The sequence below is a fragment of the Lactobacillus sp. CBA3606 genome (assembly GCF_002970935.1).
Classification (GTDB): Bacteria; Bacillota; Bacilli; order Lactobacillales; family Lactobacillaceae; genus Lactiplantibacillus.
Genome location: NZ_CP027194.1, coordinates 2,217,847 through 2,237,669 on the forward strand (window position 1 = coordinate 2,217,847; position 19,823 = coordinate 2,237,669).

The 19,823-nt window shown below is 42.7% G+C and carries 17 protein-coding genes; 15 read left to right on the plus strand and 2 right to left on the minus strand.

Going from position 1 to position 19,823, the window contains the following annotated elements:
* Positions 1-65 precede the first annotated feature (65 nt).
* From gap to C5Z26_RS10815, 15 genes are all read left to right on the plus strand, one after another.
* The gene (gene gap / locus C5Z26_RS10745; protein ID WP_105449943.1) at positions 66-1,088 is read left to right on the plus strand and encodes a type I glyceraldehyde-3-phosphate dehydrogenase; all 1,023 of its coding nucleotides are present in this window, start codon (positions 66-68) and stop codon (positions 1,086-1,088) included.
* A 117-nt stretch (positions 1,089-1,205) separates the two neighbouring features.
* Positions 1,206-2,408: a phosphoglycerate kinase gene (locus C5Z26_RS10750; RefSeq protein WP_105449944.1), complete on the plus strand. Its 1,203-nt coding sequence runs from the start codon at positions 1,206-1,208 to the stop codon at positions 2,406-2,408.
* Between the two features lie 26 nt (positions 2,409-2,434).
* Complete coding sequence (tpiA, locus tag C5Z26_RS10755; RefSeq protein WP_105449945.1) at positions 2,435-3,190, plus strand: triose-phosphate isomerase; 756 nt, start codon at positions 2,435-2,437, stop codon at positions 3,188-3,190.
* 82 nt (positions 3,191-3,272) lie between these two features.
* Complete coding sequence (eno, locus tag C5Z26_RS10760) at positions 3,273-4,601, plus strand: phosphopyruvate hydratase (RefSeq protein ID WP_105449946.1); 1,329 nt, start codon at positions 3,273-3,275, stop codon at positions 4,599-4,601.
* Positions 4,602-5,084: 483 nt separating this feature from the next.
* Positions 5,085-6,824 carry a pyruvate oxidase gene (gene spxB, locus C5Z26_RS10765; RefSeq protein ID WP_105449947.1) on the plus strand — a complete coding sequence of 580 codons (1,740 nt, stop codon included), beginning with the start codon at positions 5,085-5,087 and terminating at the stop codon, positions 6,822-6,824.
* Between the two features lie 153 nt (positions 6,825-6,977).
* Positions 6,978-7,889: a hypothetical protein gene (locus C5Z26_RS10770; protein WP_105449948.1), complete on the plus strand. Its 912-nt coding sequence runs from the start codon at positions 6,978-6,980 to the stop codon at positions 7,887-7,889.
* 17 nt (positions 7,890-7,906) lie between these two features.
* Positions 7,907-9,436, plus strand: coding sequence for a ClC family H(+)/Cl(-) exchange transporter (locus C5Z26_RS10775; RefSeq protein WP_105450181.1), 1,530 nt, complete (start codon positions 7,907-7,909; stop codon positions 9,434-9,436).
* 100 nt (positions 9,437-9,536) lie between these two features.
* Positions 9,537-9,773: a preprotein translocase subunit SecG gene (gene secG, locus C5Z26_RS10780; protein ID WP_105449949.1), complete on the plus strand. Its 237-nt coding sequence runs from the start codon at positions 9,537-9,539 to the stop codon at positions 9,771-9,773.
* 52 nt (positions 9,774-9,825) lie between these two features.
* On the plus strand, positions 9,826-10,581 hold the full coding sequence (locus C5Z26_RS10785) for an alpha/beta hydrolase (RefSeq protein WP_105449950.1): 756 nt from the start codon (positions 9,826-9,828) through the stop codon (positions 10,579-10,581).
* A 19-nt stretch (positions 10,582-10,600) separates the two neighbouring features.
* Positions 10,601-13,021 carry a ribonuclease R gene (rnr, locus tag C5Z26_RS10790; RefSeq protein ID WP_105449951.1) on the plus strand — a complete coding sequence of 807 codons (2,421 nt, stop codon included), beginning with the start codon at positions 10,601-10,603 and terminating at the stop codon, positions 13,019-13,021.
* Between the two features lie 20 nt (positions 13,022-13,041).
* The gene (gene smpB / locus C5Z26_RS10795; protein WP_105449952.1) at positions 13,042-13,512 is read left to right on the plus strand and encodes an SsrA-binding protein SmpB; all 471 of its coding nucleotides are present in this window, start codon (positions 13,042-13,044) and stop codon (positions 13,510-13,512) included.
* 372 nt (positions 13,513-13,884) lie between these two features.
* A complete protein-coding gene (locus C5Z26_RS10800) occupies positions 13,885-15,321 on the plus strand; it encodes an amino acid ABC transporter substrate-binding protein/permease (RefSeq protein WP_105449953.1) in 1,437 nt (478 codons plus the stop codon).
* 2 nt (positions 15,322-15,323) lie between these two features.
* Positions 15,324-16,058, plus strand: a complete 735-nt coding sequence (locus C5Z26_RS10805; protein ID WP_105449954.1) for an amino acid ABC transporter ATP-binding protein — start codon at positions 15,324-15,326, stop codon at positions 16,056-16,058.
* A 453-nt stretch (positions 16,059-16,511) separates the two neighbouring features.
* Positions 16,512-17,378: an aldo/keto reductase gene (locus C5Z26_RS10810; RefSeq protein WP_105449955.1), complete on the plus strand. Its 867-nt coding sequence runs from the start codon at positions 16,512-16,514 to the stop codon at positions 17,376-17,378.
* A gap of 28 nt (positions 17,379-17,406) precedes the next feature.
* Complete coding sequence (locus C5Z26_RS10815) at positions 17,407-18,120, plus strand: SDR family NAD(P)-dependent oxidoreductase (protein ID WP_105449956.1); 714 nt, start codon at positions 17,407-17,409, stop codon at positions 18,118-18,120.
* Positions 18,121-18,316: 196 nt separating this feature from the next.
* Here the strand turns inward: C5Z26_RS10815 and C5Z26_RS10820 are convergent, their stop codons facing one another.
* Together C5Z26_RS10820 and C5Z26_RS10825 are read right to left on the minus strand one after the other, a co-directional pair.
* On the minus strand, positions 18,317-18,889 hold the full coding sequence (locus C5Z26_RS10820; protein ID WP_105449957.1) for an LURP-one-related/scramblase family protein: 573 nt from the start codon (positions 18,887-18,889) through the stop codon (positions 18,317-18,319).
* A 24-nt stretch (positions 18,890-18,913) separates the two neighbouring features.
* Entirely contained in the window at positions 18,914-19,783 is an 870-nt protein-coding gene (locus C5Z26_RS10825; protein WP_105449958.1) for a Cof-type HAD-IIB family hydrolase, read from the minus strand.
* Positions 19,784-19,823 lie beyond the last annotated feature (40 nt).

Sequence of the window (19,823 nt, forward strand, 5' to 3'; positions counted from 1 at the left end):
TCTATAGTGAAGTTGCTTTTTAAAATAAAAAAATATTTTTATTTCCACAAGGAGGAAATTCTAGTATGTCTGTAAAAATTGGTATTAATGGTTTCGGACGTATCGGTCGTTTAGCATTCCGTCGTATCTTAGAACTTGGTGCAAAATCAAGTGATATCGAAGTTGTTGCTATTAACGATTTAACTTCACCTGCATTGTTGGCTCATCTTTTGAAGTATGACTCAACTCATGGTACTTTGGACGCTGAAGTTTCAGCAACCGACGATTCAATCGTGGTTAACGGTAAGACTTACCGTGTTTATGCTGAACCTAAAGCACAAAATATTCCTTGGGTAAAGAACGACGGCGTTGACTTCGTTCTCGAATGTACTGGTTTCTACACATCAAAGGCTAAGTCACAAGCTCACTTGGACGCTGGTGCAAAGCGTGTCTTGATTTCTGCTCCTGCTGGTAGCGATTTGAAGACCATCGTTTACAATGTTAACGATGACATCTTAAACTCAGATGACCGCATTGTTTCTGCTGGTTCATGTACGACTAACTGTCTTGCACCACTTGCCTTCTTCGAAAACGAAGAATTCGGCATCAAAGTTGGTACGATGACTACTATCCATGCTTACACATCAACTCAAATGTTACTTGATGGTCCTGTACGTGGTGGTAACTTCCGTGCTGCTCGTGCTGCTGGTGTGAACACTATTCCTCATTCAACTGGTGCTGCTAAAGCTCTTGGCTTAGTAATCCCAGAATTGAAGGGTAAGTTACAAGGCCATGCACAACGTGTTGGTGTTGTTGACGGTTCATTAACTGAATTAGTTGCTATCTTAGACAAGAACGTTACTGCTGATGAAGTTAATGCAGCAATCAAGAAGCATACTGAAGGTAACGAATCATTCGGTTACAACGAAGACGAAATTGTTTCTTCTGACGTAATTGGTACTACTTTTGGTTCAATCTTCGATCCTACCCAAACTGAAGTTACTTCTGATGGTGAAAGCCAATTAGTTAAGACTGTTGCTTGGTACGATAACGAATATGGCTTCACTTGCCAAATGGTACGTACTTTATTGAAGTTCGCTACTCTCTAATATAAATTAGTTTGTCAGAACTTTAAAACCGCATAGGTTTTGAGACGGCGGGGGGAGGCAATCTCCTTCTGCCGTCTTTTTTTAATTCAAACCCACGAATTCTAGGAGGATTTTAACTTGGCTAAATTAATCGTTTCAGATTTAGATGTTAAAGATAAAAAAGTTTTAATTCGTGTCGACTTTAATGTGCCAATTAAAGACGGCAAAATTGGTGACGACAACCGGATCGTCGCTGCTTTACCAACAATCAAATACGTTAGCGAACATGATGGTAAAGCTATCTTGTTCTCTCACTTAGGTCGGATCAAGAGTGAAGACGACAAGAAGGGCCTTAGCTTACGTCCAGTTGCTGAACGCCTTTCAAACTTGTTAAACAAGCCAGTTACCTTCGTACCTGTTACTGAAGGCGAACAACTTGAAACTGCTATTAACAACATGAATGATGGGGATGTTTTAGTTGTTGAAAACACCCGTTTTGAAGACGTTGTTAACGGCGAACAAGTTAAACGTGAATCAGGTAACGACCCTGAATTAGGCAAGTACTGGGCATCATTAGGTGACGTTTACGTCAACGATGCTTTCGGGACTGCTCACCGGGCCCATGCTTCTAACGTTGGGATTGCTTCAAACATGGATCAAGCTGCTGCTGGGTTCTTGATGGAAAAAGAAATCAAGTTCTTAGGTAACGCCGTTGATAATCCAAAGCACCCATTTGTTGCTATCTTAGGTGGTGCTAAGGTTTCTGATAAGATCGGTGTGATTGATCACTTGCTTGCTAAAGCTGATAAAATCATCATCGGTGGTGGGATGACTTATACCTTCTATGCTGCTAAAGGCATGGGTATTGGGAATTCACTTGTTGAAAAAGACAAAATTGACTTAGCTAAGTCAATCATCGAAAAAGCTGGCGACAAGTTAGTCTTACCTAGCGACTCAGTTGTTGCTGAAAAGTTTGACAACGATGTTCCTAGCAAAGTCGTTGAAGGGTCAATTCCTGACGGTTACATGGCCTTAGACATCGGTCCTAAATCAGTTGAAGAATTTAAAGCTGTTTTAAGCGATGCTAAGACGGTTGTTTGGAACGGACCAATGGGTGTCTTCGAAATGAGTAACTATGCTAAGGGGACGCTTGAAATTGGCGAATTCTTAGGTACGTTATCAGAAGCAACGACCATCGTTGGTGGTGGGGATTCAACTGCTGCTGTTAAGCAACTTGGTGTTGCTGACAAGTTGACCCATATCTCAACTGGTGGTGGCGCTTCACTTGAATACCTTGAAGGTAAGACTTTACCAGGTATTGCTGCTATTTCTACTAAATAATTTAAGCTCCGAAAGGAAGGTCTATCGTGCGTACACCTATTATTGCCGGTAACTGGAAAATGAACAAAACTGCTAGCGAAGCTTTAGCTTTCGTAAATGCAGTTAGGGATCAATTACCAGCCTCATCAGAAGTTGAATCAGTTGTTGCTGCTCCAGCCCTTTTCTTACAAGAAATGGTCGAAGCTGCTAAGGGTTCTAACTTAAAGATTGCTGCTGAAAATGCTTACTTTGAAGATGCTGGTGCTTTCACTGGCGAAACTTCACCTGCTGCTTTGGCTGACTTAAACATTGACTACGTTGTCATCGGTCATTCAGAACGTCGTGGCTATTTCCACGAAACTGATGAAGATATCAACAAAAAAGCACATGCTATTTTCAAAAATGGCATGAAGCCAATCATTTGCTGTGGTGAAAGTCTTGAACAACGCGAAGCTAACCAAACCAATGATTGGGTCGCTGGTCAAGTTACTGCTGCTTTGAAGGGCTTATCAGCTGACCAAGTTAGCGAAACAGTTGTTGCTTACGAACCAATCTGGGCCATTGGTACGGGTAAAACCGCTTCTAGTGACCAAGCTGAAGAAGTTTGTGGCGTTATCCGTAAGACCATTGCTGGTCTTTACTCAGAAGACGTTGCTGACAAAGTTCGGATTCAATACGGTGGTAGTGTTAAACCAGCTAACGTTGTTGAATTAATGAGCAAAGCAAACATTGATGGTGGTCTTGTTGGTGGTGCCTCAATGGACCCTGACTCATTCTTAGCTTTGGTAAACTACCAAAAATAAGTAATTCATTATTGCAAGTTTAATCACAACCCACTACAATAAGATGTGAACCTATTACAAGCAAACCTAAGGAGAAAATTTAATGTCTATTATTACAGATATTTATGCTCGCGAAGTCTTGGACTCACGTGGTAACCCTACTGTTGAAGTTGAACTTTATACTGAAAGTGGCGCATTTGGCCGTGGTATCGTTCCTTCAGGTGCCTCAACCGGTGAACATGAAGCCGTTGAATTACGTGATGGCGACAAGAGCCGTTTCATGGGCCAAGGTGTGACTAAGGCTGTTGACAATGTTAACAAGTTAATTGCTAAAGAAATCATCGGCTACGATGTTACTGACCAACGTGCCATTGACCAAGCTATGATCAAGTTAGACGGTACGCCTAACAAAGCTAAGCTTGGCGCCAACGCTATCTTAGGTGTTTCAATTGCTGCTGCTCGTGCAGCTGCTGACGAACTTGAAATGCCATTATACAACTACCTTGGCGGTTTCAATGCGCATGTCTTACCAGCACCAATGATGAATGTTATCAATGGTGGGAAGCATGCCAACAACGACGTTGACTTCCAAGAATTCATGATCATGCCTGTTGGCGCATCATCAATCAAGGAAGCTGTTCGGATGGGTTCAGAAACTTTCCATAACCTTAAAGCAATCTTAAACGAACGTGGTTTATCAACTGCTGTTGGTGATGAAGGTGGTTTCGCACCTGACTTGAGCAACAACGAAGAACCATTCGAAATCTTAATTGAAGCTATCGAACGTGCTGGCTACAAGCCAGGCAAAGATATCGCAATTGCCTTTGACTGTGCTGCTTCAGAATTTTACAATGCTGAAACTGGCAAGTATGACTTAAAGGGTGAAGGCGAAAATGGGAAATCATTTACAGCCGAAGAATTCGTTGACTTACTTGACACAATCGTTGACAAGTACCCAATCATTTCCATCGAAGATCCTTTGGATGAAAACAACTGGGAAGATTGGCAAATGGCAACCGCTAAACTTGGTAAAAAAGTTCAAATCGTTGGTGATGACTTATTCGTTACTAACACGGACTACCTTGCAAAGGGTATCAAGATGGGCGTTGCTAACTCAATCTTAATCAAGGTTAACCAAATTGGTACTTTAACTGAAACTGTTGAAGCTATCGAAATGGCTAAGCAAGCTGGCTACTCAGCTATCGTTTCTCACCGTTCTGGTGAAACTGAAGACACGACCATTGCTGACTTAGTTGTCGCAATGAACGCTGGCCAAATCAAGACTGGTTCAATGAGCCGTACTGAACGGATTGCTAAATACAATCAATTAATGCGGATTGAAGACCAACTTGAAAGCACTTCAGAATACAAGGGTCTTTCAGGTTTCTATAACTTGAGTGAAGACGCTCGTAACACGATTGCTAGCAAATAATTACAGATTATCGAAAAGTCACTCTTAGGAGTGGCTTTTTTTTACACTAATTAATAGGATGAATTAATTAATAATGATAGATTGATTTAAATTATCTATTGAAATATTTAATTTTTCTATCATTTTTATATATTTAAAATATTAAATAAATATATATAATACTTTTTGATAAGTTACTTAATCCCAAATGCTGGTTTGACGGGCCTGCTTACCTTTAGTTGAAATAGGTTTAGTGGTTAGGATTAAGTTGTGGTGGGGAAAGTGGTTGACTTATGGTTTGGACTGGTTGTATGATGACCTCGTTAGCAGCCGGATAAACTAACTGGTAATGGCCAGGTTTAGTGACTATTACGAATTTATATCAGATTAGTTAGACCAGACGCGGTTAATTAAGTGGGCAAGTGGTATCTTTTTATCAAAATGTAACCGCTTACTTAAGTGCAACTGATCGGCTGACCTAAATCTAAGGAGCGCGACGTAATTATGAGTAAAATTAAAGCAGCAACTGCTGGTTTAAAGGTATTAGAAGCTTGGGGCGTTAAAAACATCTATGGATTGCCAGGTGGGTCATTTGATTCAGGCATGCAGGCCATTTATGAACGTCAAGCGACCCTACATTATGTGCAGGTCCGGCATGAGGAGGCTGGGGCCTTGGCTGCTTCAGCGGAATCAAAGCTGACCGGCCACATTGGCGTTACCTTTGGGTCAGCCGGTCCTGGGGCAGTTCATCTGCTAAATGGGCTGTATGATGCAAAGCATGATCATACACCAGTTCTCGCCATTGTGGCGCAAGTGCCAACTAAGCGTATGAATGTTGATTTCTTCCAAGCATTGGACGAAGGGCCAATCTTTGAAGATGTTGCAGTGTGGAATCGGACCGCAATGACGGCTGCTGCGATTCCACAAATGATTGATGAAGCGATCCGCCAAGCTTATAAGTATTCCGGTGTGGCCGTTGTCACGATTCCTAAAGATTTGGGTTGGACGGAAATTGAAGACAAATTTGTTCCGACCGCTGCACTATATCAACACCCAATTATGCCAGAACCAGCGCCGCAGCAAATTGATGATGCTTGGGAGTTGATTAAGGCGGCTAAAGCGCCGTTGATTTATTTTGGCATTGGTGCCAAGCATGCGGCTAAAGAATTAAAAGCTGTCTCAGAACGCTTTAAGATGCCAATGATTTCTTCTGTGTTAGCGAAAGGAATTGTTGAAGATACCAATGAGAATTACTTGGGATCAACCGGCCGCGTTGCACCCAAGCCCGGAGTTGAAGCCGGCTTTGCAACCGATTTAATCTTATGGGTTGGGAATGATGTCCCCTTTAGTATTTTCTTAATTAATCCTCATGCAAAGGTCATTCAAGTTGATATTGATAGTGAAAAATTAGGGAAGCGGCACCACGTCGATGTCGGCATTTTAGCGGATGCTAAGCAGACGCTGAAAGCCTTACTAGCAAAGGGCACAGCTTTACCAGCAACACCATTTTATCAAGCCTCATTGGCTAATCGGCAAAATTGGCGGGATTGGCAAGCTAGCTTCGCTAATGATGATCAGACGCCATTGCGGCCAGAGCCGGTTTTTGACCAGTTAAACAAAATGGCAAGTCCCCAAGCAATCTTTGGGGTCGATGTCGGTAATGTAAATATTAATTTTATGCGCTTAGTTAATTTGCATGCTGACCAGAAGTGGACGACTTCAGGGCAATATGCGACGATGGGTTACGGCGTGCCAGCAGCCATTGCGGCTAAAAGTGCTTATCCTGATCGTGATGTGTACAGCTTGAGCGGTGACGGTGCCTTTGCGATGTTAGGTGAAGAGATTATCACTGAAGTGAAATATCAGTTAAACATTGTTAATTTTGTCTTCAGTAATGCCACGTTAGGCTTTATTGAAGCTGAACAAACGGATGATAGTCAACAACCATTATCGGGTGTGGCGTTGCCGGATACTGATTGGGCTAAAGTCGGTGAAGGCTTAGGGGCGCTTGGGATTACTGTGCGGACGTTGCCGGAACTCAAAGCAGCAGTGGCACAAGCCAAGACAGCGAACCGGCCGGTCGTGATTGATATTAAGCTGACGCATGCAATGCCGTTTACGACGGAACACATGGCCTTAGATCCAAAGTATCAATCACAAGCTGAAATTGATGCTTTTGTGAAGCAGTATCAGGCAGCTGGGTTACGGCCATACAGTTATTTCCTCGCGCAAGCCACTAAATAAATGACTTAATTAGGTGACGTTACTTATGATGAGTAGCGCCACTTTTTGTGTTATTAGCACGCCACTGCACAGATTGTTTCATACATCTTTTTAAATGCATGAAATCTCGTGGTAAAATAAGATTACTAGCATTTAAAGGAGTTAATTAAGCGAATGGATTATTTTCAAACTGAAATTAAGCAATGGTCAGATTGGCAAGCGGTAGTTACCAATAGTGCCGTCTTTGAACCGTTGATTCGTCAAATCTATTCAAGTGAACACGAACCATTTAAAACCCCCGTCGCTGTTACAACCGATTTTTGTGCTACTTTTGCGGTGGGGCCGACTCAAATTGCCATTTTTCCACCGGCTGTAGTGGCTGTGACGACCCGTGACCGTTATCAAACGGAGCGGTTTAGTCTGACTCGGCTAGCGCGGTTACAGCTTGCGGCGCCACGCTTATGTCATGCGGGCTTTATTTTTGATGCTTACCAGTTTTATTATGTGATTTATCAACCCTTAACGGGGGTCACTTTGACGGAATTTAAAGCGACGGCTGAACCATTGGCAAAAGCAACGTTAGGTCAGCAACTGGGAACGGCACTTTTAAAATTGAACACAGCGGTCCCACAATTCAACCAAGTCGATCAGACTAAGGTGGATCAGCGCGCCACTTGGCAACCTTTAGGCACAACGTTTGCAGCGGAACGGGCACAGTTTTTAGCACAACATTCGGTTCAAGGCGATCAGTTTGTCCATGGTGCGTTAACGGGTGAAACAATTGTCGTGACTGCTGATCAAGTGGGCTTTTGTCACTTTCAGACGGCGCATGTCGGCCCACGGCAAACTGAATTAGTCCCACTATTATTGGCAGCCGCATATCAAGAGCCTGATCTAATCGCCGGCTTGAAGAAGGGATTAGCTCGTCCTGATTTAGCAACAGATTTATTGATTGGTCTTTTATGGCGCACGGATGGTCCCAGTTGGATTCGCCAGGTGATGGGGCGTGAAACGGGCATAACGTTACCACAATTACAGGCACAATTAGCCATTATCATCAATGGAAAGGCGGGGGCCGAAGGGTGAAATTACAACGTCAACCAATGAAGCATCATTTTGATTTAACCCGATTTAGTGCCGTTTGGCGGGGCTTAGTCGTCGGGTTAATTACTGGGGTGGTTGTCAGTGTTTTTCGGTTTTGTATCGAGCAAGGGTTATTACTGGTCCAATGGGGGTATGGTCAGATTCGTGGTAATCTGTGGTTATTGCTACCATGGCTTGGTCTTAGTGTCTTAGTTGCGGTCATCGTTGGCTTAATGGTGAAAAAAACGCCGGATATTAAGGGGTCTGGGATTCCACAAGTTGAAGGTCAACTCGCAGGCGAATTAGATTATGCTTGGTGGCCGGTGCTTTGGCGAAAATTTATCGGTGGTATTTTAAGTATCGGTTCTGGCTTGTATCTCGGTCGTGAAGGGCCGTCGATTCAGTTAGGCGCGACGATTGGTCAGGGGTTTGCAGAAGAGACGCATCAAACCGGAGCTGATCGGCGTTCCTTGATTGCAGGTGGTGCTGCTGCGGGCCTGTCAGCGGCCTTTAATGCGCCCATTGCAAGTACGCTATTTATTTTGGAAGAGGTTTACCATAACTTTTCACCAATTATTTGGACGACTGCTTTGGCGAGTGCGATTGCAAGTAATTTTATTTCGTTAAACTTTTTCGGCTTGGTCCCCGTATTACACATTCCGTATGGGCGTAACTTACCGTTAAGTCAGTATGGCAATTTGATTGGGCTAGGCATTTTACTCGGGATTTTCGGCTATCTTTATCAAAACGTCACGCTAGTAATGCCTGGTTGGTATGCGAAGCTACGATTGCCAAGCTGGCTCAATGGGTTAGTGCCATTTTTATTAGTCATTCCCATTGGCTTATTATGGCCGCAATTATTAGGTGGCGGGAATTCGATTATTCTAAATATTGCTGGAGCACCACCATTGCTGCTCGGGTTATTAGGGATCTTTGTGTTACGATTTGTATTTTCAACGGTTTCGTATGGGTCAGGCTTGCCGGGGGGGATTTTCTTACCGATTCTGTCCTTGGGGGCCATTTTAGGCGCCATTTATGCGCAAGCAATGGTGGCTATAGGCTTAATGCCTGCCCAATATGTGACCAACTTTATTATCTTTGCGATGGCCGGTTATTTTGCTGGTATTGGGAAAGCCCCGTTCACCGCAATTCTCCTGATTACCGAGATGGTTGGGACTTTGCATCATTTGATGCCATTAGCAGTCGTTTCAATGACAGCTTATGTAGTCGTTGATTTATTAGGTGGGGCGCCGATTTATGAAGCCTTATTAGAAAAATTAACACAACCCAAGTTGCCAGAACATAGTGGCGTTCAAGATCGACTAGAGATTCCGGTTTTTGAAGGGTCTGCGTTCGAAGGCCATCAAGTTCGTGATTTCAAATGGCCGCAAGAATCTTTATTAATTGCTATTCGGCGGGGTGAACGTCAGGTTATCCCACACGGGGATACTTTAATACGTGGTGGGGATACCTTAATTATCTTAACGGATCGGAGTAATCGCGCCTGGGTCCATCACCAAATTGATAAGTTAAATGTGGTGACGACTTGATGTGGTTTAGAATGTAACTAATTACGCTTGAGACTGGAAAAGTGAGGCCAAATATGTTAAATTGTTATAGACATAGCGGACTCTTTAGGAGGCACTTTTATTGTATAATTTACTGATGACGTTAATATTGGTCGTTTCCGTTTTAATTATTATTGCGGTAATGATGCAACCATCCAAAACAAATGATGCCATGTCTTCATTAACCGGTGGTGCGGATGATTTGTTTGCAAAACAAAAGCCCCGTGGTTTTGAAGCCTTCATGCAAAAGGTAACCATGGTATTAGGAATCGCTTTCTTTATCATTGCGTTAGCTTTAGCATGGTACTCATCGAAGTAATCAACCGTCCTCCTGTGATTTCAGGAGGCTTTTTTTTAAAGAAGGTGTCGAGGTGTTTAAACGACCAGAACCATTTTTCTTTGAACATAGTGAACGTGTTGTCATTTTGCTCCATGCTTATGCGGGTAGTGCTAACGATGTGCGCATGCTAGCTCGGGGCTTAGAACGGGCGGACTACAGTATCTATGCGCCACAGTTTACCGGGCATGGGACTGGTCAGCCAAGCGATATTGTGACCCAAGGCTCGCCAGAACAATGGTGGCAAGATACGCAAGCAGCAATTTCATTTGTGCGGCAAAAAGGCTATACTAAAATTAGTATTTTCGGTTTGTCGCTTGGTGGCATTTTTGCAACGAAAGCGTTGGCCGATGATTCGCAGTTGTTAGGTGGGGGAACTTTTAGCTCGCCAATTTTTCCAAGTGCGCATAGTCAGGTGCCAGCGATGTTCATGCAATTAAGTCAGCAACAACTTGTGCGAGCAGGTCAATCGTCAACGGAACAGACGACACAGCTGGCAGCGTTAAAGCCCGCCATGTTAGCCCAGTTACACGCAATTGAGCAATTTACAGCGACACAAGTGCGGCCACAGTTATCGCAGTTAACCCGGCCTTTTTTCATCGGGCAGGGCGGCCAAGATGAGTTAATCGATGCCACCGTCGCACAACAACTGCGCCAGCATTTATTAGCGCAACAAGTACCGGTTGATTATCATTGGTATGCCACTGCTGGACATGTCATCACGGTCAATATTGCGCATCATCAATTAGAACAAGATGTCTTAAAGTATTTAAAAACTATTTATGAATAATAAAAAAATGAGGTAAATAATGTCAGAATCTAACTTACAAGAACAAATCCTGACTTTTTTGCAAACTCATCCCGACCGCAGCTATAGTGTTGAACGGTTAAGCGATGAATTGCATTTTACAGGATCAACGGCGTTCACTTTCTTAGTCAAAGAACTTGCTAATATGGAACGCACGAAACTGGTCACTACGGACGATCACGATCAATTCAAAATCGTCCAAGCAACTAAACTAGTCGATGGGTCTTTTCATGGAAATGATAAGGGGTTTGGGTTCGTGCGCTATGATCCCGAACTACCTGATATTTATATCAATCCAGACAATACGATGTTTGCTTTCACTGGTGATGATGTCCAAGTTGAGATCATCCGGCCAGCAAAGCCCGGCTCTGATCGCGGCCCTGAAGGTAAAATCGTCAGCATTACACAACGTAACTACTCTCAAATCGTGGGCGCTTTTGTGCCTAGTACCGAAAATGCAGGTTTTATTGGGAAAGTTGAGATTAAAGAAAAGAAACTTTCTAAATATGAACTTTTAATTACGGCACAAGGGTTACACCCAACGGAAGGCGAAGTTATTATCGCTGAAGTTGCGGCCTACCCAGATGCCCAACATCCGACTCGAATTGTTGGTTTGGCGAAACAAGTCATCGGGAGTGTTGATGATCCTGGGATGGACGTTTTACAAGTGGTCTACCAACATGATGTCCCTTCAGTCTTTCCAGAAGAAGTGACGGATGAAGCTAATCGGATTCCAGATTATGTCACAGAAGCCGATAAAGCTGGCCGGAATGACTTGACAGATCAGCCATTGGTGACCATTGATGGCGCCGAATCGAAAGACTTGGATGACGCGGTTGTGGCCTGGAAATTACCAAATGGTAACTTCCATTTAGGGGTCCACATTGCGGATGTGAGTCATTATGTGACTGAAAATTCTGAACTAGACCGGGAAGCCTTTAAGCGTGGTACCTCAGTTTATTTAACTGATCGTGTTATTCCAATGTTGCCACGGCGCTTATCTAATGGGATCTGCTCACTGAATCCAGATGTTGAACGCTTAGCCATGAGTTGCGAAATGGAAATTGATCAACAAGGGAACATCGTTAATCATAAGATTTCACAAAGTGTGATTAAATCGCATGCACGGATGACTTATGATGGGGTTAACCAGATTTTGGAAGCCCATGATCCTAAAACCCGGGAAAAGTATGCAGATTTAGTGGATATGTTTGATACGATGGGTGACTTACACCGTATTTTATATAAACACCGTCGGCACCGCGGGGCAATTGATTTTGATGATAATGAAGCCAAAATTATCGTTGACGAAACGGGTCACCCAATCGATATCCAACTCCGTGTGCGGGGATTAGCTGAACGGATGATTGAAAGTTTCATGTTAGCTGCTAATGAAACGGTCGCAAAGCATTATAGCTTATTAAAAGTGCCTTTCATTTATCGGGTGCATGAAACGCCTGACAGTGACCGGATGCTCAGCTTCTTCGAATTTGTCACTAACTTTGGGGTTAATGTGACGGGTAGTTCTAAGGATGTTAAGCCCAAGATGTTACAAGATGTGTTAAAGAAAGTTGCTGGCAAGCCTGAAGAAGCCATGGTTTCAGTCATGATGTTGCGGAGTATGAAGCAAGCCCGCTATGCCGACCAATCATTAGGACATTTCGGGTTAGCAGCGCCTTATTATACCCACTTTACCTCGCCAATTCGCCGTTATCCGGATATGATGGTGCACCGTTTGATTCGGCATTATGATGAAAATGGTACTGGGGAAGATGCCCGTGCTAAGTATCGGGACAATTTACCAAATATTGCGACTACGACGTCAGAGAATGAACGACGTGGTGTTGACACGGAACGTGATGTTGATTCCATGAAGAAAGCTGAATTTATGGCGGACCATGTTGGTGAAAAGTTTGATGCCGTGATTGATTCCGTAATGAAGTTTGGCCTTTTCGTTGAATTAGAAAATACGGTTGAAGGTCTGGTTCACATCAGCGTGATGGATGATGACTATTACGAATATGTTGAAAAGCAGTTGGCATTAGTCGGTCGTAAGACGAAGCGGACGTTCCGCATCGGCCAACCAGTCAAGGTTCAATTGATGCGGGTCGATAAGGACCAGCGTGAAGTTGACTTTAAACTATTAAATCCAGAAGAAGCGCCAAAGACAGATTTATTGCCTAAACGGGAACATCATGATAACTATCGCGGCAATAACCGTCGTGGTGGTAATGGTAACTATCGTCGTAACGGTAGTAATAACAACAGTAATAATAATCGCAGTGGTAGTCGGTCAAGCAATGGCGGTAATCATAGTACCAATAATAATCACCGCAGCAATAGCACGACTGCCAGTCATAATAACCACAGTAGCAGCCAAAGTAACAATAATCGTCGGCGGACGACTGATAACCGGCGGTAATTTAGTAGGGGGTGCAGTCGATGGCCAAGCAACGAGGTAAGCATCAAGATACTGCCCTTGCTCAAAATCGTAAGGCCCGTCATGATTACGCAGTTGAGGACACTTATGAAGCCGGGATTGCTTTAACAGGGACCGAAATTAAGTCGGTGCGGGATCGCCGGGCAAACTTAAAAGATGGTTATGTCCAAATCCGTAATGGTGAAGCCATTATGGTGAATGTGCATATTAGTCCGTTCAAAGAAGCGAATCGGTTTAACGTGGATCCATTGCGTAGTCGTAAATTACTTTTGCATAAAAAAGAGATCAAAAAGTTGAATGAAGCCACCGCAACTAAAGGGGTGACGATTATTCCTTTAAAAATGTATCTTAAGCATGGTTTTGCAAAGGTTTTGATTGGCGTGGCCCATGGGAAACGCGAATATGACAAGCGGCAAGATATTAAAAAACGTGAACAACAGCGTCAGATTGATCGCGTGATGAAACACTATTAGAATTTTTATACTTAACTAGGATGGCTTAAATGCTGTCCTAGTTTTTTTGGGTTGACCCAAAAGTGAGCTAGTTTGTATGCTGAACGGAATAAGCCGACTTGGGGGCTCAAAGCGCGCTTCTTAGCGGCTAGTGGTGGTCAATTGGCTGTCAGATGACCAAAAAAATTAATAAACACAATAAACCGGCTTTTTCCTCGTTTTCTTCGTTTAAAATTTGGTGCTGATTAAGAAAATGAAGCCAAGGATAAATGATACCGCAATCATTAAAAATAAATTAGATTATCATTACAGATTGAGTTGGTGAGATCTCATAAACTATGTTATATTTTATGACATACCGTTCAGGTAAAGCGAACTAGGAGGGGTCTCATCATGAAAAAATGGCAGGTTGCAGTAGTCATGCTGCTAGCGGCAGTTGGGAGCTGGTTAACTTTAGCGCCAACTGCGCAAGCTAAGACTTACACGATTGCGACAGATACGACTTTTGCACCGTTTGAGTTTCAAGCAAAAGGCGGTAAGTATAAAGGTATTGATATTGATATTTTAAAAGCAATTGCTAAGAAAGAACATTTCAAGTACAACTTAAAAGCGATTAGTTTTGGTGCGGCCGTTCAGCAATTGAGTGCCAACCAAGTTGATGGCGTCATTGCCGGAATGAACATTACGCCGGCACGAAAACAAACCTTTGATTTTTCAACACCGTATTACACATCGGGGGTTGTCATGGCGGTGGCAAAAGGGAGTAAGATTACTAGTTTTAAAGGTTTAAAGGGGAAAACCGTTGCTTTGAAAACTGGGACGGCGGGCGCGGCCTATGCTAAGTCCATTCAAAGTAAATATGGGTTTAAAATTAAGTATTTCAATGATTCTAATAACATGTATAACGATGTCAAAGTAGGTAATTCATCAGCCTGTTTTGAAGATTATCCAGTGATGTCATACGGGATTAAAAATGGGATTGCGTTAAAGATTGCGTCAAAACAATACGCTGCGGGTGATTATGGCTTTGCCGTTAAAAAAGGCAAAAACACTGAATTATTGAAGCAATTTAATGCCGGCTTAAAAGCAATTAAAGCGGATGGCACGTATCAAAAAATTGTTAATAAGTATTTACACTCGAGTGAAGCAAAATTAACTGGTGAAACTGCCAGCAGTCGGACGTTTGTTGGGCTGTTCACGCAGAACTTCAGTACCATCAGCAGTGGGTTGTTGATGACATTAGAGTTAACGGTCATTTCAATTATTTTAGCCACTATCTTAGGTATGATTCTAGGCGTCTTAGGCGTGATGCCTGGCAAGCTGGGACCTGCAATTTCTAGCACGATTATTTATATCTTTCGTGGGATGCCATTAATGGTGTTGGCCTTCTTTATCTATATTGGTTTTCCAGATTTGATTGGGCACGGGTTTAAAATTCCTGCCTTTATCGCTGGGATGGTAACGTTGATGCTGAATGAAGGGGCGTATACCGGGGCCTTTGTTAAAGGTGGTTTCCAAGCAGTTGATGCCGGTCAGATGGAGGCGGCTCGCTCACTGGGGTTACCTTATTGGACTGCGATGCGCAAAGTCATTATGCCCCAAGGAATTCGCATTATGATTCCGTCATTTATCAACCAATTTATCATTACGTTAAAGGATACGTCGATTCTATCGGTTATTGGGATTGTTGAATTAACCCAAACCGGGACGTTGATTATTGCCCGTAACTTTGAAGGGTTCAAAATTTGGTTAATGATTGCGATTATTTACCTCATTATTATTACTTTATTGACATGGTTATCGAATTGGGTTCAAAGGAGGTTAGGTTAACAATGGCTAAAGTCAGTGTGCAAGATTTACACAAAAGTTATGGGGATAATGAAGTCTTAAAAGGGCTGAATTTAGAAGTTCAGAATAATGAAGTTGTTTGTATGATTGGGCCTTCGGGTTCGGGGAAAAGTACTTTTTTGCGCTGCTTAAATGATTTAGAAGTTCCTAGCCAGGGTAAGGTGATTATTAGTGATTATGATTTATCTGATCGGGCTACAAATATTAACCTGGTACGGGCTAATATTGGGATGGTTTTTCAACACTTTAATTTATTTCCACATTTAACCGTGTTGCAAAATATTACGTTAGCGCCGATTCAACTCAAAAAAGCCACTAAGACAGCCGCTGAAACAGCCGCGCGCAAGTTGTTGGATACAGTTGGCTTGGCAGACAAGGCGGATGCAATGCCACAATCATTATCTGGTGGGCAACAACAACGAGTTGCCATTGCCCGTGCTTTAGCCATGCGACCAAAGATCATGTTGTTTGATGAACCGACTTCAGCGTTGGACCCCGAAATGGTGGGCGATGTATTAGACGTTATGAAAAAATTAGCGGCTGATGGCATGACGATGATTGTTGTCACGCATGAGATGGGATTTGCTAAAGAAGTCGCCGATCGAGTTGTCTTCATGGCCGATGGGTTAATTCAGGAAAGTGGGCGCCCAGCAGATATTTTCGATCATCCGCAAAGTCCACGGTTACAAGATTTCTTGAATAAAGTGATTAATGTTTAATGGTCCCATGTTTCAGGAGTCAAAAAGGCAACTGGTGTTGAGCTTGGCTCAGTACCAGTTGCCTTTTTATGGAAAATATAATGAGGATGATTTTTGAAACTAGGCGAGGAAACACGTTCTTTTAAGGACGTGATAAATAGCTGTAACCGCTGGGCATAGTGCTAGCCGCTATTGCGTAAGTTAGCAGTGTTCTCAGAAGCTCGGTCGTTTATGGCCGAGTAGTTCACAAGGGAAACTAAGCCGTGAAATTTTGAGGCTAAACTGCTCAGCTGTCTTGGATAAGGTCCCCGTTTTAGCAAATATGAGGAATACTTGTAGCAGATCGTTATCTAACATGACTTCAGTTCCTAGGATACGTTATCTGTATACTAGCATGTTTAATTAGTAATTTTCAATTCACGAGTTTGTCTTTATACTAAGGTCACCCAGTTCAGGAAAGGTTGATTGATATAAATGATAAAAATTCCAACGATTAAATTAAATGATGGTAATGAAATTCCGGCAATGGGCTTTGGCACTTTTCAGATTCCGAATGATGGTTCAACATACAAAGCGGTTAGACAAGCGTTAGCCTTTGGTTATCGACATATTGATACAGCTGTGGCCTATTTTAATGAAGCCGAAGTGGGGCAAGCTATTCGAGATAGTCAGATTCCCCGTGACCAGATTTGGGTAACTAGTAAGCTTTGGTTACAAGACTATGGTTTTGAAGCGGCAACGAAAGCCATCGATCGGTCACTTGAAAAATTAGGGTTAGACTACTTAGATTTATATTTGATTCATCAACCCTATGGTGATGTTCCTGGTGCTTGGCGAGCCATGGAAGAAGCGAAACAAGCGGGTAAAATCAGGTCGATTGGTGTTTCAAATATGACACCCAAAATTTGGTCAGAATTTGTGCCAAAGTTCGCAACGATGCCAGCAGTTAATCAAGTTGAATTTAATCCATATTTTCAGCAGACTGCACTACGACAAATCTTGAAAAAAAGTGATGTTCGATTAGAAGCGTGGGCGCCTTTAGGTCAAGGTAATCAGCGCCTAATGACCGATCCAGTTATCACGAAAATAGCGATCAACTATCACAAAGATGTCGGACAAATCATTTTACGATTTGAATATCAAAGCAATGTTATTGTCTTTCCTAAATCTGTTCATCGTGAACGAATTAAGACTAACTTGAATATCTTTGATTTTGAATTGACCGGTGATGAGATGAATCAGATTAAGCACCTTGATAAAAATCAGGGACAACATGATCCTGATGCTCCCGGAGTTTCAGCTATGTTATTGTCTGCATTTGATGTCCATTCGAATGATTAGAATAATACAAAATGTGAGGGATTGAGACATGGCAAAAGTTTTTATTACTGGTTCAACGGATGGTCTTGGGCTATTAACCGCTCAGAAGTTAATTTCGATGGGAAATGAAGTTGTGTTGCATGCACGTAATCAGCGAAGAGCTAGTGATGTACACAAAAAATTACCAGGTGCGAAGGTTCTGATTGGTGATCTTGGTAATCAGAATGAGGTTGAAGTTTTAGCAAAACAAATGAATGGGATAGAGCGCTTTGACACGATTATCCATAATGCCGGTATCGCCGTGGATGATCCACAACTTATTTTTCGTGTTAATGTCATCGCACCGTACTTGTTAACCGCCTTAGCTCGTCAACCAAAACGGTTGGTCTATGTTTCATCTGGCATGCATCGTGGTAGTACTTTTGATGTTAATCATTTAGCCCAAACAACGGACTACTCAGCATCCAAACTACAGGTTTTAATGTTAGCTAAAGCAATCGCACGACTGTGGCCGACTGTTGCAACTAATGCGGTAGATCCTGGCTGGGTGCCAACTAAAATGGGTGGTCGCGGTGCCAGTGATAATCTAGAACAAGGCTATGCAGGCCAGGTTTGGTTAGCAACGACAGCCGATTCGTCGCTAACTGGCCAATATTTATATCATTCACAACCTAGTAGATATGATCAACGCGCTGATAACGTTGAGCTACAGACACAACTTTTAAAGCAATTAAAAGAGATTACGGGTATCTCGTTGGCATAGTTTTTAATAGTGTCAGTTCTGAACGACTTTATTTTGGTTTTTTACAAAAATAAGGCCGTTTTTTGTATTTTTTAATAGTAGGTAATCGTAATTTGCGTTATTAAATTGAGATGAAAAACCACTATGAGTTATTAGCTGACTGGTGCTAAGTCAGCTAATAACTCATAGTGGTAGTCAGATCGTCTTAAACTAGCGGTTACTTGATTGGTTTGGATAAGTCACTTTGGTGGGGATGCAGCGTATAGTTACTTTCACCGAAAGTGACGTGATAGCCATCAGTTGTCGCCCGTTGCTGATTACGATTCGTTGGTTTACGCCAATGGTCTAAGATAGCAGCAATACAAATACAGAGGGGCTCTGTGACTTGATCGGTAATGGTCAGTTCAAAAGCTTCACCATTAGTTGTGACGACCGGTCGCATGGTCATGACCAGTTCGGTACCGTGATAAATACGATAACTTTCGGTGTTTAAACTGCCCATAATAATCCAACGTAATTTACGAACATAAATCATTTCATGCCAAAAGCCAAACGTGCGACTGATAGAGCCGACGTTTTGGCGATTGTAATATAAATCAAACTTTGGCAAAATACCGAGTGAAGTTTGCTTAATTTCGGCGAGCAGTTCACCTTGAATGGCATAGAGGCTGAGGGCGTCTTGACGACGGCCCCAACGACCGACAAGCAAGTAATGTGATTGGTCATGTGCATCCCGAATGACCCGCGCGCCTTTAGCAAAACTGTTGCGGCTGAAATATAGTTGACGCATGTCAAACCCTCATTTCCCATTTAACTAGTTCTGCGCTAGCACGGCCAAGATGGCTTTACCAACACCATCGTTCACGTTAGTGTCTGTGACATGATTGGCAAGTTGCTTAACTTCCGTAGTCGCATTACCCATCGCATAACTGGTGTCGGCTAATTTTAGCATGGAAACATCATTATTATTATCGCCGATTGCCATCACGTTGGTCATCGGCGTATTCAACATATTGGCATAGCGTTCAACCGCAATCCCTTTTTGGGCATTGATATTGTTGATTTCAATATTTGACCGCGATGATGAGGTGATTTTAATTGAAGAGTGTTTGGCTAGCAAGTCAGCCGATAATGGTTGGAGTTCTGCTGGTCCAGCTTGACTAAAGGTAATAATTTTCATGACGTGATTTTTGGGATCATCTAACAAATCGTTATAGTCGTCGACATAATTAATATCCATTAATTCTAGACGCGCCGAGGCGAGTGAAACGGCAATTTTAAACGATGTATCTGGATTTAAGTTCGTCAGTAAGTGCGCGATTTCTTCGATACGTTTGGCTTTGTTATTAGAATAGACGCCATCATTGCCAACCACTTCAAAGTAATAGCCACGCGCGGTTAACGTATGGAAAATGGCCCGGGCGACCGTTTTAGTGATGGGGACCATGTCTAGCATTTTGCCGGAAGCATCAAATACTTCAGCACCGTTTAATGTAATTAGTGGTGCGGTAATCCCTTGAGCCGCTAGTAAGGGTTGCGCTTCAGAGTAGCGACGACCGGTTGAAACGATGAAATGGACGCCTTGCTGCTGAGCTTTCAGAATTGCTTGCGCGTTAAAATCAGAAACCGTCATTTCGTTATTTAACAAAGTACCATCCATGTCAGAAGCGATAATCGAAATCATGCTGTCACATCCTTAATTTTATTAATAACCCTATTCTAAC